Source organism: Azospirillum sp. TSH20 (assembly GCF_003115935.1).
Classification (GTDB): domain Bacteria; phylum Pseudomonadota; class Alphaproteobacteria; order Azospirillales; family Azospirillaceae; genus Azospirillum.
Window position 1 is genome coordinate 1 of record NZ_LGQU01000117.1, and the last position, 15683, is coordinate 15683.

Below are 15683 nucleotides of genomic sequence, written 5' to 3' on the forward strand. Positions count from 1 at the left end.
CTGCCGCCAGCGCCGCGCCTCAATCAGCGCCCCGCCGTCGGTGGAGCGGGTTATAGGCGCCCTTCCCCAAACCACGCAAGCGCTTTTTCCGTCCCCCATGACGATTTTTTGACCGGACGGCTGCGGGACACCGTCCTCGCAGGTTCATCCGATCGCCCGCAGATGACGGACCGGCCGGCCGGGGGATGCCGCCTCGGCCGCCGCGACGATGCCTTGGGCGTCGATGCCGTAATGGCGGTAGAGGTCGGCAATGGTGCCGGTCTGGCCGAAATGCTCCACCCCCAGCGCCCGCGTGCGATGGCCGGCGACGGACCCGAGCCAGCCCAGCGTCGTCGGATGGCCGTCCACCACCGTGACCAGGGCGCAATGGGGCGGCACCCCCTCCAACAGTCTCTCGATATGGCCGCGGGCATGGGTGAGGCCGCGTTCGCGCGCCCGCTGGGCAGCGCTCCAGCCAGCGGACAGCCGGTCGGCGGACGTCACCGCCAGCAGGCCGACATCGCGCCGGTCCTCCCCCAGCATGCCGATGGCGGCAATGGCCTCCGGCGCCACGGCGCCGGTGTAGGCGATCACCACCTGGGCGTTCGGTCCCGGCCTGCGCAGCCAATAGGCGCCGTCGACGATGTCATGGGCGAGATCCTCGTCCATCGTCCGGGTCGGCTGCTCCAGCGCGCGGGAGGACAGGCGCAGATAGACCGAGCCGCCGGTCTCGTCGCGCAGCCAGTTGCGCTCGCTGGGGCTGCCCTCCCCGTCCCGCTGCATGTAGTCGAAGGCCCAGCGCATCACCACGGCCAGTTCGTCGGCAAAGGCAGGTTCGAAATAGGCAAGCCCGTCCTGAGCCATGCCAACCAGAGGCGTGGCGATGGACTGGTGCGCCCCGCCCTCCGGCGCCAGCGTGATGCCGGACGGCGTCGCCACCAGCATGAAGCGGGCATCCTGATAGCAGGCATAGTTGAGCTGGTCTGCTCCGCGCATGATGAAGGGATCGTAGACGGTGCCGATCGGCAGCAGACGTTCCCCGAACAGGCTGTGCGACAGGCCCAACGCCGACAACAGGATGAACAGGTTGGACTCGGCAATGCCCAGTTCCAGATGCTGGCCCTTCGGCGAGAATTCCCAGCTGTAGGTGGAGGGGATGCGCTCCTTCTTGAACAGGTCAGCCATCTCGCTTTTGGCGAACAGGCCACGGCGGTTCACCCAGGCACCGAGATTGGTCGAGACGGTGACGTCGGGCGCGGTGGTGACGATGCGTTCGGCCAGCGGCGAGCGCTCCCGTCCGATCTCGTTCAGGATCAGGCCGAAGGCGGCCTGGGTCGACAGGCTCTTTTGCGTCGGCACCGCCAGCGTGGCGGGCACGGTCACCGCCGGAGCCTCGAAACGGCGGCGGCCCTTCTGCGCGAAGGGAACGCGGCGCAGGAACTCCTCCAGGGCGGCTTCCGACAGGGAAAGGCCTTCGAAACGGTCCCACTCATGGCCGGGACGGACCTTGTTGGCGGCGCGGAAGCCGTCCATCTGCTCGCGCGTCAGCAAGCCGGAATGATTGTCCTTGTGGCCGGCCAGCGGCAGGCCGAAGCCTTTGACTGTGTAGGCGATGAAGCAGACCGGCCGGTCGTGGGTGCGGGCCTGGGCGAAGGCCTCCAGCAGCGAGGGCAGGTCATGGCCGCCGAGATTGCCCATCAGCCGGGCCAGTTCCTCGTCGCTGCGGCGCTCGATCAGGCGGGTGACGTCGCCCTGGTCGCCCAACTCGTCCATCAGGCGGCGGCGCCACGCGGCTCCCCCCTGGTAGGTCAGGGCCGAATAGAGCTGGTTGGGGCAGGTGTCGATCCACTGGCGCAGGCGTTCGCCGCCCGGCTCCTTGAACGCCTCCTGCATCAGGGTGCCGTATTTCAGGATCACCACGTCCCAGCCGAAGGCGCGGAAGATGTTCTCCAGCCGCTCCCACAGCCCTTCGCGGATCACCGCGTCCAGGCTCTGGCGGTTGTAGTCGACGATCCACCAAGTGTTGCGCACGCCATGCTTCCAGCCCTCCTGCAGGGCTTCGAAGATGTTGCCCTCGTCCATTTCGGCATCGCCGACCAGCGAGACCATGCGGCCTTCCGGCAGGTCGGCGGCCCAGCCCTTGGCCTTCAGGTAATCCTGGACCAGCGAGGCGAAGAGGGTCTGCGCCACCCCCAGCCCAACCGAGCCTGTGGAGAAATCGACGTCGTCCACGTCCTTGGTGCGGGACGGGTAGGACTGGGCACCCTTGTAGCCGCGGAAATTCTCCAGCTTCTCCCGCGTCTGGTTGCCCAGCAGATACTGGATGGCGTGGAAGATCGGGCTGGCATGGGGCTTCACCGCCACCCGGTCCTCCGGCCGCAGAGCCGAGAAGTAGAGCGCCGTCAGGATGGTGGACATCGAGGCGCTGGAGGCCTGATGGCCGCCGATCTTCATCCCGTCCAGGTTGGGGCGGACATGGTTCGCGTTGTGGATGGTCCAGGACGCGAGCCAGAGTACCTTGCGCTCCAGCTCGGCCAGGCAGGCGAGATCGGCGGAGGACGGCTGGATCGCGGTCATGGGTCTGCTCCCGAACGGGTGTTTATGGTTGGAAGAGCCTATCATTTGTGACCCGGCAGATGCTTGCGAAGTGGCGCCGGCCGCGGTTGCGCTTTAGCATCGGATGCCAGGATAACAGTGGAAACGGCATTCCATGCCAAAGCAGCCCCTCGACCGCATCGACCGCAAGATCCTGTCCGCCCTCCAGCAGGACGGCCGGCTCCCAAACAACGAACTGGCCGAACGGGTCGGACTGTCGCCCTCCCCTTGCCTGCGCCGGGTCAAGGCGCTGGAGGAGGCCGGGGTGATCGCTCGCTACGTCGCGCTGGTAGATCCGGCCTCCGTCGACCTGCCGGTCAACATCTTCGTCAATGTCAGCCTGGAGCGGCAGGTGGAGGCGCGGCTCGACGGGTTCGAGGCGGCGGTGATGGCGCGGCCGGAGGTGCTGGAATGCTATCTGATGACCGGCGACGCCGATTACCTGTTGCGGGTGGTGGTGCCGGACCTTGCCAGCTACGAGCGGTTCCTGAAGGAACATCTGACCCGCATTCCCGGCGTCGCCAACATCCGCTCCAGCTTCGCCTTGAAGCAGGTGCGCTACCGCACCGCCCTGCCGCTGGAGCATCTGGGGGAGTAGGGCATCATGCTTTGGCCGTTGCCGGCTTGGCTCGGCTGCCGATCATCGGCACCAGCAAAGCCGCGAGCAGGCACAGAGCGCCGGCGGTGGCGAAAGCCGGCAGATAGCTTTGAAGAGCTGTTCGCGACAAACCGGCGCCGAAGGCCGCGACAGCGGCGCCCAGCTGGTGGCCGGCGAAAACCCAGCCGAAGACGAGGTTGGCTCGCTCCCGGCCGAAGCGCTCCGCCGTCAGCCGCACGGTCGGAGGAACGGTGGCGATCCAGTCCAGGCCGTAGAAGACGGCGAAGAGCGACAGGCCGTAGAGGGTAAAGTCCGAATAAGGCAGATAGAGCAGCGACAGGCCGCGCAGGCCGTAATACCAGACCAGGAGCCAACGGTTGTCGTAGCGGTCGGACAGCCAGCCGGACCCCACCGTGCCGATGAAGTCGAAGACCCCCATCACCGCCAGCAGACCGGCCGCCTGCACCTCCGGCACGCTGAAATCGACGCAGAGGGGGATCAGGTGGGTCTGGATCAGGCCGTTGGTGCTGGCGCCGCAGATGAAGAAGGTGGCGAACAGCACCCAGAAGGTCCGCGTCACCGCGGCCTCGCGCAACGCCCCCAGGGCCGCCGGCAGGATGGCGCCGGCCGGGGCGGCTGGCGGCGCGCCCCCGACCTCGCCGAAGGCGGACAGGCCGAGGTCTGCCGGACGGTCGCGCATCAGGGCCAGCATCGCCAGGGCCGCCACTGCGATCAGGCCGCACAGCAGGGCAATGGCGCTTCGCCAGCCATAAGCCTCGGTCAGCATCGACAGCAGCGGCATGAAAACCAGCTGCCCGGTGGCGGAGCTGGCGGTCAACAGACCGATCACCAGCCCGCGGCGGGCGACAAACCAGCGGGTGGCGATGGTGGCGCCCAGCACCATGGCGGTCAGGCCGGTGCCGAAGCCGACGACGAAGCCCCACAGCAGGATCAGCTGCCAGACCTCCCGCATCGCCAGCGAGGCGAGCAGCCCGCAGCCGACCAGCGTCAGGGAGGACAGCACCATGCGGCGGACGCCGAAGCGGTTGATCATCGCGGCGGCGAACGGCCCCATCAGTCCGAACAGCAGCAGGCGGATCGCCATGGCCAAGGAGATGTCGGCGGTGTCCCAGCCGAATTCCCGCTGCAGGGGCAGCAAAAGCACGCCGGGAGCGCCCACCGCCCCGGCGGACACCAGCATGGACAGGAAGGTGACGGCGACGACGACCCATCCATAATGGATGTCACGACGGGCCAAAGTGGCGGCAAGGGGTGTGGACAGCATCGGCTCGTAACTCCAGTAACCGGCCTTGTTATTGCGCGGTCACGCCGCCATCGATGTTGATCGACTGGCCGGTGACGAAGCCGGCGGCGTCGGAGCAGAGCCAGAGCACGGCTGCCGCCACCTCTTCCGGGCGACCGACGCGGCCGATGGGATGGCGGGGGCCCATCACCGCCTCCACCCGGTCGGCACCGCCGAACGAAGCCTGGGTCATCGGCGTCTGGATGATCGCCGGACAAACGGCGTTGACGCGCACGCCGAAGGCCGCGACCTCGATGGCGGCGGTGCGGGTCAGCCCCTCCACCGCCGCCTTGCTGGCGGAATAGGCGGCATTCCCGGCCATGCCGATCTGACCCAGCACCGACCCGGTGTTGACGATGGCGCCACGGTCCTGGTTGCGCATGATCGCCAATTCATGCTTCAGGCAGAGCCAGACGCCTTTTACGTTGACGGTCAGCACGCGGTCGAAGGCGGCTTCCTCCATCTCGGTCAGCGGCGCGACCTGATGGATGCCGGCATTGTTGAAGGCGGCGTCGAGGCGGCCATGGTCGCGCTCAATCCGCTCGAACAGCGCGGCGACTTCCGCCGCATCGGCGACATCGGCGGCCACGAACTGGCCGATGCCGCCGGCACGGCCGATCAGGTCCACCGTCTCCAGCCCCTCGGCTTCGCGCCGGCCGGTGACGATCACCGTCGCCCCCGCCCCGGCGAAGGCCAGCGCCGTCGTACGGCCGATGCCGGACGTGCCGCCGGTGACCAGGGCGACACGCCCGCTCATGTCCGCCCCCGTGATGTTCATTCCACTGCTCACGACTCTCTCCTGTCCGTCATCCGGATTCTGCGCTCCGGCCAGTGCCGGGCTGAATTGATGACGATCATCATCAATACGAGTTTTTATGATGTCCATCATTAAAACGCAGGCGGAGCCGTGATTCCCGGAGCCTCAGCCATGCGTGGCCCGAATGGCGCGTGACGGCGGGCGACACCACATCTGCACGGGCACGGGCGGGGGCTGCGAGTTGCAGGCGCCGGTCCGGCGATGCACACCCATCCGGGAGGTCTATTCTGGCCCTGGTTGCAACGCTGCCGAACACCGGCAACCGGAACGGCACACGGCGCCCGCCTTGGCGAAAGTCACGGATCCGGGGCCATGTGGTGGGCCCGACACACGGCCCTCCCCTTCGATCCGGCATCTTGAGGATAAGCTTGACCGCCGCCGCGCAACGGATCATGAAGGCGCGAACATGCCGCTTCATGTATCCGCATGTATCGGGTGCCGTCGGGTCTTTCTCTTTCTTTCGGTCGGGCGAATGTTGCTTTCGCGGCGCTTGGGCAGCCCAAGACTTGGCATCTCCCATCGGCACAGGTGCCTCCGAGCCCGATGGCAAGCATTCGTTAACCATAAAGCACCACAACTAGCGAGCGGCCCATCGCCGCATTCAGCCGACCGCCGGGACCGTTTGACGAACGGGTCCGTTTGGCGCCACCGCGCTGATTCCTTTTGGAAGGCTGACACAGCGTGACTCTGCTGACTGCGCGGGCCAACGGCCCGACCGACGTTTCCCCGGCCGGTCAATCGACGATCTCCGCTCCGTGGAACGCCACTCCATTGGTGCCGACCTTGAGCGGCCCGATCGATCTCTCCCTTCTCCGCGACGAGTTGCTGTCCGACATTCCGCAGGCGGCCGCCACGGTGCATCCGGACCGCACGGCCATCGTCTATGAAGGCCGGCGCGTCACCTATGCCGAGCTGGACGCGCGCGCCAACCGGGTCGCCCGCGGCCTGCGGGCGCGCGGGATCGGCCCCGGTTGCTTCGTCGGGCTGTGGATGGCGCGGTCGCTCGACCTGCATGTCGCGCTGCTGGGCATCCTGAAGGCAGGCGCGGCCTATCTGCCCTTCGACGCCGACGCTCCCGCCGAGCGCGTGGCGGTCAGCCTGACCGACTGCGCCGCCCCGGCGATCCTGATCGATCTGGTGACAGGGACGAAGGCGGCGACGCTGGCCGAGGCCGGCGCGGACGTCCAGGTCCTGCGCATCGGCGACGTGCTGAGCGATGACGAGCGGGCGTTCGACCTGCGCGCTGACGGGGTGACGCCGGACAGCCCGGCTTACTCCATCTACACCTCGGGCTCGACCGGCAAGCCCAAGGGCATCGTCATCAGCCACCGCAACATCTGCCACTATCTGCGCGCCGCCAACAGCGTCTACGGCATCACCGCCGACGACGTGGCCTTCCAGGGCGCGTCGGTGGCCTTCGATCTGTCGCTGGAGGAGATCTTCGTCCCCTATCTGGCCGGCGCCACCCTGTGGGTCGCCAGTCGGCAGGTGCTGGACGAGGTGGACCGGCTGGCCGACGTGCTGAACGAGGCCGGCGTCACCGTTCTCGACACCGTCCCCACCCTGCTGGCGATGCTGCCGAAGGACGTGCCGTCGCTGCGCATCATCATCCTGGGCGGCGAGGCCTGCCCGCCCGCGGTCGCCTCGCGCTGGTGCCGGCCGGGCCGGCGCCTGTTCAACAGCTATGGCCCGACCGAGGCGACCGTCGTCGCCACCGTGGCCGAGGTGCTGCCCGACACCCCCGTCACCATCGGCCGCCCGATCCCCAACTACACCTGCTATGTGGTGGACGAGGCGCTGCAGCCGGTCGCCGCAGGCATTCAGGGCGAGTTGCTGATCGGTGGTCCCGGCGTGGCCCAGGGGTATCTCGGCCGCCCGGAACTGACGGCGGAGAAGTTCATCGCCAACCCGTACCGCACCGGCGCCCACGACCCGTTGCTCTACCGCTCCGGCGACGCGGTCAGCGTCGATGCCGACGGCAACCTGCGTTTCCATGGCCGCATCGACGATCAGGTGAAAATCCGCGGCTTCCGGCTGGAACTGGGCGAGATCGAGGCCAAGCTGACCGACCTGCCCGGCGTCGCCCAGGCCACGGTCGTGCTGCGTAACGACAACGGCCTCGACCGGCTGGTTGCCTTCCTCGTCGCGCAGCCGGGTGCGGCCCTCGACAGGACCGTACTCCGCGACGCTCTGCGGGCGCAGTTGCCGGCCTACATGGTGCCCGCGCATTATGAACAGGTGGCGGAACTGCCGCGCCTGACCTCCGGCAAGGCCGACCGCAAGACCCTGCAAGCCATGGCGCTGACCGAGGATGCGGGCTCGGGTGAGCAGGAGGAGCCGCGGAGCCCGACCGAGGCCGTATTGCTGGAGGCCGCCCGCCGTGTCTTCCCCGGCCAGTCGATCCCTCTGGAGGCCGACTTCTTCCTCGATCTGGGCGGCCATTCGCTGCTGGCCGCGCGCTTCGTCTCGGCGGTGCGCGAAACCGCCGGGCTGGCCAGCCTGACCCTGCAGGACGTCTATGGCGCCCGCACCCTGCGCGCCATAGCCGAACGGCTGGATGCCAAGGCGCCCGCCGGCCATGGCGCGGGACCGGCCGACCTGTCCTTCGATCCGCCGCCGCTCGGCCGCCGCCTGCTGTGCGGCCTGGCCCAGGCCGTGGCGCTGCCGGTCATCCTGGCGCTGATGACGGTGCAGTGGCTGGGCGTGTTCGTCAGCTACATGCTGCTGTCCGGCGAGGATGCCGGGCTGCTGGGCGAGATCACCACGCTGTTCGGCGTCTATGTCGTCATCAACATCGCCACCGTCGCCATCGCCATCGCGGCGAAGTGGCTGATCATCGGCCGGACCAAGCCGGGCCGCTATCCGCTGTGGGGCGTCTATTATTACCGCTGGTGGCTGGCCCAGCGCTTCGTCGCGCTGGTCCACCTGAAGTGGTTCCAGGGATCGCCGTTGATGCGGCTGTTCCTGCGCGCCCTCGGCGCCAAGGTCGGCGCCGACGCGATGATCGGCGAGTTCGAATCCGGCGCCATCGATCTGGTCAGCATCGGCCGCGGCGCCTCCACCGGCGGCAAGGTCAAGCTGGCCAATGCCGAGGTGATCGGCAACGAGCTGGTGATCGGCACCATCGAGATCGGTGAAGACGCCTATATCGGCACTTCCTGCGTCATCGGCCATGATGCCGTGATCGGCAAGGGCACCGAGCTGGCCGACCTGACCGCGCTGGCCGCCGGCACCCGCACCGGCGCCTATGAATCCTGGGACGGTTCGCCCGCCCGCAAGGTCGGCACCGTCGACAGCGCCGCCCTGCCCCAGGAGCCCCGCGCCGGCATCGTCAAGCGCACCACCCAGGGGCTGATCTATCTGGTTGCCCTGGTCGGCCTGCCGCCGGTGGCGCTGATCCCGATCTTCCCGGCCTTCTACCTGTTCGACAGGCTCGACGCCTGGATGGGCGGGGTGTTCAAAGTCAACTACCTCTACTATGTCCCCGCCATCGCCTGGCCGACCGCCATGTTCCTGGTGGCCTTCACCGTCCTGCTGATCGCCGCCATGCGCTGGATCGTGCTGCCGAAGGTCGAAGCCGGTTCCTACTCGGTCCACAGCTGGTTCTATGTCCGCAAATGGGTCGTGGCGCTGGCGACCGAGGTGATGCTGGAAACCCTCAGCTCGCTCTACGCCACCGTCTACATGCGGGCCTGGTACCGCCTGATGGGCGCCAAGATCGGCCGTGACGCGGAGATCTCGACCAACCTCGCCGGCCGCTACGATCTGGTGGAGATCGGCGAGAAGTGCTTCATCGCCGACGAGGTGGTGCTGGGCGACGAGGACATCCGCCGCGGCTGGATGCATCTGCAGCCGGTGAAGACCGAGGCCCGCGTGTTCGTCGGCAACGACGCCGTGGTCCCGCCGGGAGCCTGCATCCCCACCGGCACGCTGATCGGCATCAAGTCCAAGCCGCCGGCGAATGCCGAGATGCAGGCCGGCGACACGTGGTTCGGCAGCCCGCCGATCAAGCTGCCGGTGCGCCAGAAGTTCGACAACGTGTCGGCCAACTGGACCTTCGAGCCGTCGCGCACCCGCCGTCTCGGCCGCGCCGTGTTCGAGGCCTTCAGCCTGTCGATGCCGTCGATGCTGTTCATCACCTTCGGCACCTTCGCGGTGGAGTTCTTCGCCAAAGCCATTCTTGACCAGCGCTGGGGCGCCTTCGCCTGGCAGTTCCTGGCGGTCAGCGTCGCCATTCCCATGGCGATGGTGCTGGTGGTGGCGCTGGTGAAATGGGCGCTGATGGGCCGCTATGCCCCCACCATGAAGCCGATGTGGTCCTGGTGGGCCATGCGGACGGAGGCAGTGGCCGTGCTGTACTGGGGTCTGGCCGGCAAGGTCCTGCTCGACCACCTGCGCGGCACGCCGATGCTGCCCTGGGTACTGCGCATCTTCGGCACGAAGTTCGGCAAGGGCGTCTACATGGACACCACCGACATCACCGAGTTCGACTGCGTGTCCGTCGGCGACTATTGCGCGATCAACGCGCTGTCGGCCCTGCAGACCCACCTGTACGAGGATCGCGTGATGAAGGTCGGCCGGGTTTCGGTCGGGACCGGCGTCACCATCGGGGCCGGCGCCACGGTGCTGTACGACACCCATGTCGGCGACTTCGCCCGCCTCGGCCCGCTGACCCTGGTGATGAAGGGCGAGGAAATCCCCGCCCATGGCGACTGGGTCGGCGCTCCGGCCGAACCGGCGGTTCATGTCCATGCGACGGTCGATGGACAGGTGAAGGCCGCGGCGTAAACAGCCGGCATCAGCGGCGAAAAGACGAGGCTGGTCATACCATTGCGGTGTGCCGGCCTTTTCTTTTGCCCATCTTCGGCCAACGACAAACCGTCGCGCGCAGTTACTCTCTCCGATGGTTGTCTCCGCCCCGCAGCGGTGTATAAGGGGGGCCGAGCGCGGCCTGCCCCCTTCGCGCGCCCGGCCGGGCGCGTACCGCGGAGGCGAGCGGACGCCATTGGATCGCCACGAAGGAACGCCCCAATGCCCGACGACATCGCCTCAGCCCGCGGTCTGTTTCCGCTCGCCAAGGACGACACGACCTACCGCAAGCTGACCTCGGATCACGTCTCGGTCGTCGAATTCGACGGCGAGCAGATCCTGAAGGTCGAGCCGGAAGGTCTGCGCCTGCTGGCAGAGGCTGCCTTCTCCGACATCAACCATCTGCTGCGTCCGGGCCATCTGGCCCAGCTCGCCAAGATCCTGGACGATCCGGAGGCGTCGGCCAACGACCGCTTTGTGGCGCTCGACCTGCTGAAGAACGCCAACATTGCCGCCGCCGGCACCCTGCCGATGTGCCAAGACACCGGCACCGCCATTATCATGGGCAAGAAGGGCCGCCGCGTCTGGACCAAGGGCGGCGACGAGACCGCCCTGTCGGAGGGTGCGCGCGACGCCTACCTGAAGCGCAACCTGCGCTACAGCCAGCTGGCGCCGATCTCCATGTATGAGGAGAAGAACACCCGGAACAACCTGCCGGCTCAGGTCGACATCTATTCCGAGGGCGAGGACTATTACAAGTTCCTGTTCATGGCCAAGGGCGGCGGGTCGGCCAACAAGACCTTCCTGCATCAGGCCACGCCGTCGGTGCTGGCGCCCGACCGGCTGCTGAAGTTCCTGGAAGACAAGATCCGCTATCTCGGCACCTCGGCCTGCCCGCCCTACCACCTCGCCATCGTCATCGGCGGCCTGTCGGCGGAGCAGAACCTGAAGACGGTGAAGCTGGCCTCGGCCCGCTATCTCGACAACCTGCCGACCGAGGGCGGCGAGGACGCGCACGCCTTCCGCGATCTGGCGATGGAGGCCGAGGTCCACAAGCTGACCCAGAACATGGGCATCGGCGCCCAGTTCGGCGGCAAGTATTTCTGCCACGACGTCCGCGTCATCCGCCTGCCGCGCCATGGCGCCTCCATGCCGATCGGCATCGGCGTGTCCTGCTCGGCCGACCGTCAGGCGGTGGGCAAGATCACCAAGGACGGCATCTTCCTGGAGCAGTTGGAGACCGATCCGGCCCAGTATCTGCCGGAGATCGGCGGCGAGCATCTGTCGGGCGAGGTCGTGAAGATCGACCTGAACCAGCCGATGGAGCAGATCCGCGCCACGCTGTCCCAATACCCGATCCGCACCCGCCTGTCGCTGACCGGCCCGCTGATCGTCGCCCGCGATCTGGCCCACGCCAAGCTGCGCGCCCGCCTGGACGCCGGCGAGCCGCTGCCGGACTATTTCAAGAACCACCCGATCTATTACGCCGGCCCGGCCAAGACGCCGGAAGGCTACGCCTCCGGCTCCTTCGGGCCGACGACGGCGGGCCGCATGGACAGCTTCGTCGACCAGTTCCAGGCGGCGGGCGGCTCCATGGTCATGCTGGCCAAGGGCAACCGCAGCCCCGAGGTGACGGCGGCCTGCAAGCAGCATGGCGGCTTCTATCTCGGTTCGATCGGCGGCGCCGCCGCCCGTCTGGCCCAGGACTGCATCAAGAAAGTGGAATGCGTCGAGTACCCCGAACTCGGCATGGAAGCCATCTGGCGCATCGAGGTGGAGGACTTCCCGGCCTTCATCATCGTCGACGACAAGGGCAACGACTTCTTCAAGGAGTTGAAGCTCGCCTGATCAGGCTGACAGGTCGCGAAGGGGCGCGGCGCCTTGCGAGAGGCACCGCGCCCTTTTTCCTGCCCGCTTGCCGGACGGCACCAAGGGTGCCTATCTTCATCGCATCGGGATCGGGGAGGGATTTGCAATGGACGGTGTCCATGACCGGCGCACGCCGAAGCGGGACGTCACCTTGTCGCTGGACGAGGACATCCTGCAACGCGCGCAGACCCTTCCGGGTGACCTGTCGGAGCGGGTCGAGAAGCTGCTGGCCGATGAAGTGGCGAAGGCGGATCGTGAGCGTCAGCTGGATGCCGTGATCGAGGCGTGGAACCAATTCGATGAGAAGCACGGTTCCTTCGCCGACCAGTATACTGATGACATCTTATGAGCCAGTTCGACGTCCATAGGAATATCGGTGCCCGTCGCCAGACAACTCCGTACGTGGTTGTAATTCAATCTAGAAGATTCGATCGGTCCCGCAACCGCGTCGTCATTCCAATGGTCGACAAGAGTGCGGAGCCTCCCATCGATCCCCAACTGAACTCGTCCTTCGAAATCGACGGACGATCGGTGGTTCTTCATCCATTGCAGACCGTAACGGTTAGCGCCGATCAGCTCGGCGAAAAGGTCTGCTCCCTCGCCGACGACAGCGACCGTATCATCGCCGCCATCGACCTCCTGATTTCCCGTGCCTGGGGATGAGTAGCCCGTGACACCCGCCCAAATCCAAGACCGCATCCTGTACCGTGACGGGCTGATGCTGATCCTCGACAAGCCCGCCGGGCTGCCGGTCCATGCCGGTCCCGCCGGCGGGCCGAACCTGGAGCGGCATTTCGATGCGCTGCGCTTCGGCTTTCCCAAGCCGCCGTCGCTGGCCCACCGGCTGGACCGCGACACATCGGGCTGCCTGATCCTGGGCCGCCATGCCAAGGCGCTGCGCAAGATCGGCATCCTGTTCCAGAACGGCAAGGTCGATAAAACCTATTGGGCGGTGGTCGCCGGCACTCCGCCGCAGGAGTCCGGACGGATCGAGCTGCCGCTCGCCAAGGTCTCCAACAAGACCGGCGGCTGGCGCATTGTCGGCTCGCCCGACGGGCAGGCGGCGGTGACCGACTATGTCGTGCGCGGGCAAGCCGATGGGCTGACGTGGCTGGAACTGACGCCGCACACCGGCCGTACCCACCAGATCCGCGTCCATTGCGCGTCGATCGGCTGTCCGCTGGTCGGCGATCCGCAATATGGCGGGCCGGAGGGCAAGCCGCTGCATCTGCATTCCCGCGCCATCTCGCTGCCGCTCTACCCCAAGCGCGATCCGGTCGGCGCTGTGGCCCCGGTCCCGCCGCACATGCAGGCGGCGCTGGCCGCTTGCGGCTTTACCGAGGCTTCATAGCTTCACCGCCACCCTCCGTCCTTGCTGCAACGCGGCAGGCTGCTCCATGATCATCGATGGAAATGGGGCGATCACGGCCGGGGGGACAAGCGCATGATACCGATCGGCACGACGACCGCCCGCTGGATGACCTTGCGCTATGCCCTGGCGCTGACGCTGATCGCGCTGGGCACGCTGGCCGGCTTCGTCATGACCGAGCGGGTCATCGGCCAGCACGAACGCATGCTGGAGGTCGTCAATGTTTCCGGCCGGCAGCGCATGCTGTCGCAGCGGACGGCCCTGCTGGTGGAGCAGTTGAAGACCGCGACCGATGCCGCAACGCGCGTCGACCTCGCCCGGCGGCTGGATGGTGCCACGGACATGTTCGAAGCTGCCCACCGGCGGCTGAGCGGCCGTGCCGGGCCGGAGGAAGGGCCGCCGCTGGGACCAACGCCACAGGATTTGTTCTACGGCGGATCCGACCCGCTGGACCCGGTGGTGACCGAGCATATCGCCGCCCTGCGCCGGGTCATCGCCGCCGCATCCGCCGGTCAGCCGCCGGACCCGGCGGAAGCGGACCGCATCACCGCCCAGGCACTCGGCCCGCTGCTGGACCGTCTGGAAGAGGTGGTGGCGCTCTATCAGGAGGAGGGAGAGGCAGGATTCCACACCCTGCACCGGCTGGGGCTGGCGGCACTGCTGATCACCCTGCTGATCCTGGCGGTGGAGGCGCTGGCGATCTTCCGGCCGATGACCCGGCAGGTGCGCCGCCAGTTCACCGAGATCCTGCGCATGGCGGAGACCATCGAGCGCGCCAACGCCACGTTGGAACAGCAGGTACGTGAACGAACGGCCGAACTGCATGCCGCCAAGACCGCAGCCGAACAGGCCCACCGCGCCAAGTCCCGCTTCCTCGCCCATGCCAGCCACGACCTGCAACAGCCCCTTCAGGCTATCGGCATGTTCACCGGCATTCTGGAACGCCAGCCGCAGAGCGGCAAGGCGGCGGCCCTGCTGACCGACCTGAAGGCGGCGCAGCGGTCGATGCGGGACCTGCTGAACGCCATCCTCGACATCTCCAAGCTGGAATCGGGGGTGGTGACGCCGAAGCCGGTCGACCTGCCGCTCTCCCCCCTGCTCGACCAGTTGGAGGCCGAATTCGGCGGACAGGCGGAGGCGAAGGGGCTGCGGCTGCGCGCCGTCCCGACCAATGCCGTGGTGCATAGCGACCCGGCCCTGCTGGAGCGCATCCTCCGCAACCTGATCGCCAATGCCATCCGCTATACCGAGACCGGCGGCGTGCTGGTCGGCTGCCGAACCCGCGGCGACACGCTGTGGATCGAAGTGTACGACACCGGCCGCGGCATCGCCGAACCCGACCGCCAGCGCATCTTCGAGGAGTTCGTCCAGCTCGACCGCCCCGACCGCGACCGCAGCGAGGGCATCGGGCTGGGCCTCGCCATCGTCGAGCGGCTGGCAAGGCTGCTGGGTCATCCGGTGACGGTGCGTTCGGTGGAAGGGCGCGGAACCGTGTTCGCGGTGGGGGTGCCGCTGGTGGGGTGAGATTGTCGCGTTGGAGGGAACGATCTGGTGTTAACGCACTGGATTGTTCCGCAGGGTGTTGGGTGCCAAATTTCCCTCCAGACAACGACACACACCCCAACAGCACGGAGGGTTCCACCATGATCACCATTCGCCATCGCGACGAGCGTGGGGTCGCCAACATGGGTTGGCTGAACAGCAATCACACGTTCTCGTTCGGCCATTACTTCGATCCCGGCCACATGGGCTTCCGCGCCCTGCGCGTCATCAACGAGGACCGGGTGATCCCCGGTGCCGGCTTCCCCACCCATGGGCACGCCAACATGGAGATCGTCTCCTACGTGTTGAACGGCGCGCTGGAGCACAAGGACTCCATCGGCACCGGGTCGGTGATCCGTCCGGGCGAGGTCCAGGTAATGAGCGCGGGTCGGGGCATCCGCCACAGCGAGTACAATGCGTCGGACACCGAGCCGGTGCATTTCCTCCAGATCTGGATCCTGCCGGAAGCCAACAACCTGGCGCCCGGCTACCAGCAGGCGGATTTCCCGGCCGAGCAGAAGCGCGGCACGCTGAAGCTGGTCGGGTCGCGGGACGGGCGGGACGGCAGCGTCACCATCCACCAGGATGTCGACCTGTACGCCGGGCTTCTGGATGGCGAGGAAAGCGCCACGCTGCCGCTGCGTCCCGGCCGCCATGCCTGGGTTCAGGTCGCCCGCGGCCGGGTCCATCTGAACGGCACGCTGCTGAAGGCCGGCGACGGCGCAGCGCTGACGGACGAGGAGGCGGTGACGCTTGACCGGGCGGACGAGGCGGAAGTGCTGGTCTTCGACCTCGCCTAGGG

Annotated in this window: 11 protein-coding genes; 8 read left to right on the forward strand and 3 right to left on the reverse strand. The window is 67.4% G+C overall.

From position 1 onward, the window contains the following. Positions 1-144: 144 nt before the first annotated feature. Entirely contained in the window at positions 145-2556 is a 2412-nt protein-coding gene (locus TSH20_RS28140; protein ID WP_109155933.1) for a transketolase, read from the reverse strand. Positions 2557-2689: 133 nt separating this feature from the next. Here TSH20_RS28140 and TSH20_RS28145 point away from each other — a divergent pair, with 133 nt between their 5' ends. Further along, a complete protein-coding gene (locus TSH20_RS28145; RefSeq protein ID WP_109153393.1) occupies positions 2690-3172 on the forward strand; it encodes an Lrp/AsnC family transcriptional regulator in 483 nt (160 codons plus the stop codon). Positions 3173-3176: 4 nt separating this feature from the next. Here TSH20_RS28145 and TSH20_RS28150 read toward each other — a convergent pair whose 3' ends face one another. Together TSH20_RS28150 and TSH20_RS28155 are read right to left on the reverse strand one after the other, a co-directional pair. Next, a complete protein-coding gene (locus tag TSH20_RS28150) occupies positions 3177-4457 on the reverse strand; it encodes an MFS transporter (RefSeq protein WP_109155932.1) in 1281 nt (426 codons plus the stop codon). 28 nt (positions 4458-4485) lie between these two features. Beyond that, a complete protein-coding gene (locus TSH20_RS28155; protein WP_247871170.1) occupies positions 4486-5265 on the reverse strand; it encodes an SDR family oxidoreductase in 780 nt (259 codons plus the stop codon). A 708-nt stretch (positions 5266-5973) separates the two neighbouring features. Here TSH20_RS28155 and TSH20_RS28160 point away from each other — a divergent pair. The 7 genes from TSH20_RS28160 (at position 5974) to TSH20_RS28190 (ending at position 15681) form a co-directional block, all read left to right on the forward strand. Beyond that, entirely contained in the window at positions 5974-10080 is a 4107-nt protein-coding gene (locus tag TSH20_RS28160) for a Pls/PosA family non-ribosomal peptide synthetase (RefSeq protein WP_109155931.1), read from the forward strand. 243 nt (positions 10081-10323) lie between these two features. After that, positions 10324-11949: a fumarate hydratase gene (locus TSH20_RS28165; RefSeq protein WP_109155930.1), complete on the forward strand. Its 1626-nt coding sequence runs from the start codon at positions 10324-10326 to the stop codon at positions 11947-11949. Between the two features lie 127 nt (positions 11950-12076). Continuing rightward, the gene (locus TSH20_RS28170) at positions 12077-12319 is read left to right on the forward strand and encodes a type II toxin-antitoxin system CcdA family antitoxin (protein WP_109155934.1); all 243 of its coding nucleotides are present in this window, start codon (positions 12077-12079) and stop codon (positions 12317-12319) included. Beyond that, positions 12316-12633, forward strand: coding sequence for a CcdB family protein (locus TSH20_RS28175; RefSeq protein WP_109155929.1), 318 nt, complete (start codon positions 12316-12318; stop codon positions 12631-12633). The genes TSH20_RS28170 and TSH20_RS28175 overlap by 4 nt, the downstream gene beginning before the upstream one ends. A 7-nt stretch (positions 12634-12640) precedes the next feature. Further along, positions 12641-13321, forward strand: coding sequence for an RNA pseudouridine synthase (locus TSH20_RS28180; protein ID WP_109155928.1), 681 nt, complete (start codon positions 12641-12643; stop codon positions 13319-13321). 93 nt (positions 13322-13414) lie between these two features. Continuing rightward, positions 13415-14863: an ATP-binding protein gene (locus TSH20_RS28185; protein ID WP_109155927.1), complete on the forward strand. Its 1449-nt coding sequence runs from the start codon at positions 13415-13417 to the stop codon at positions 14861-14863. A 119-nt stretch (positions 14864-14982) separates the two neighbouring features. Then, positions 14983-15681: a pirin family protein gene (locus TSH20_RS28190; RefSeq protein WP_109155926.1), complete on the forward strand. Its 699-nt coding sequence runs from the start codon at positions 14983-14985 to the stop codon at positions 15679-15681. Positions 15682-15683: the final 2 nt, after the last annotated feature.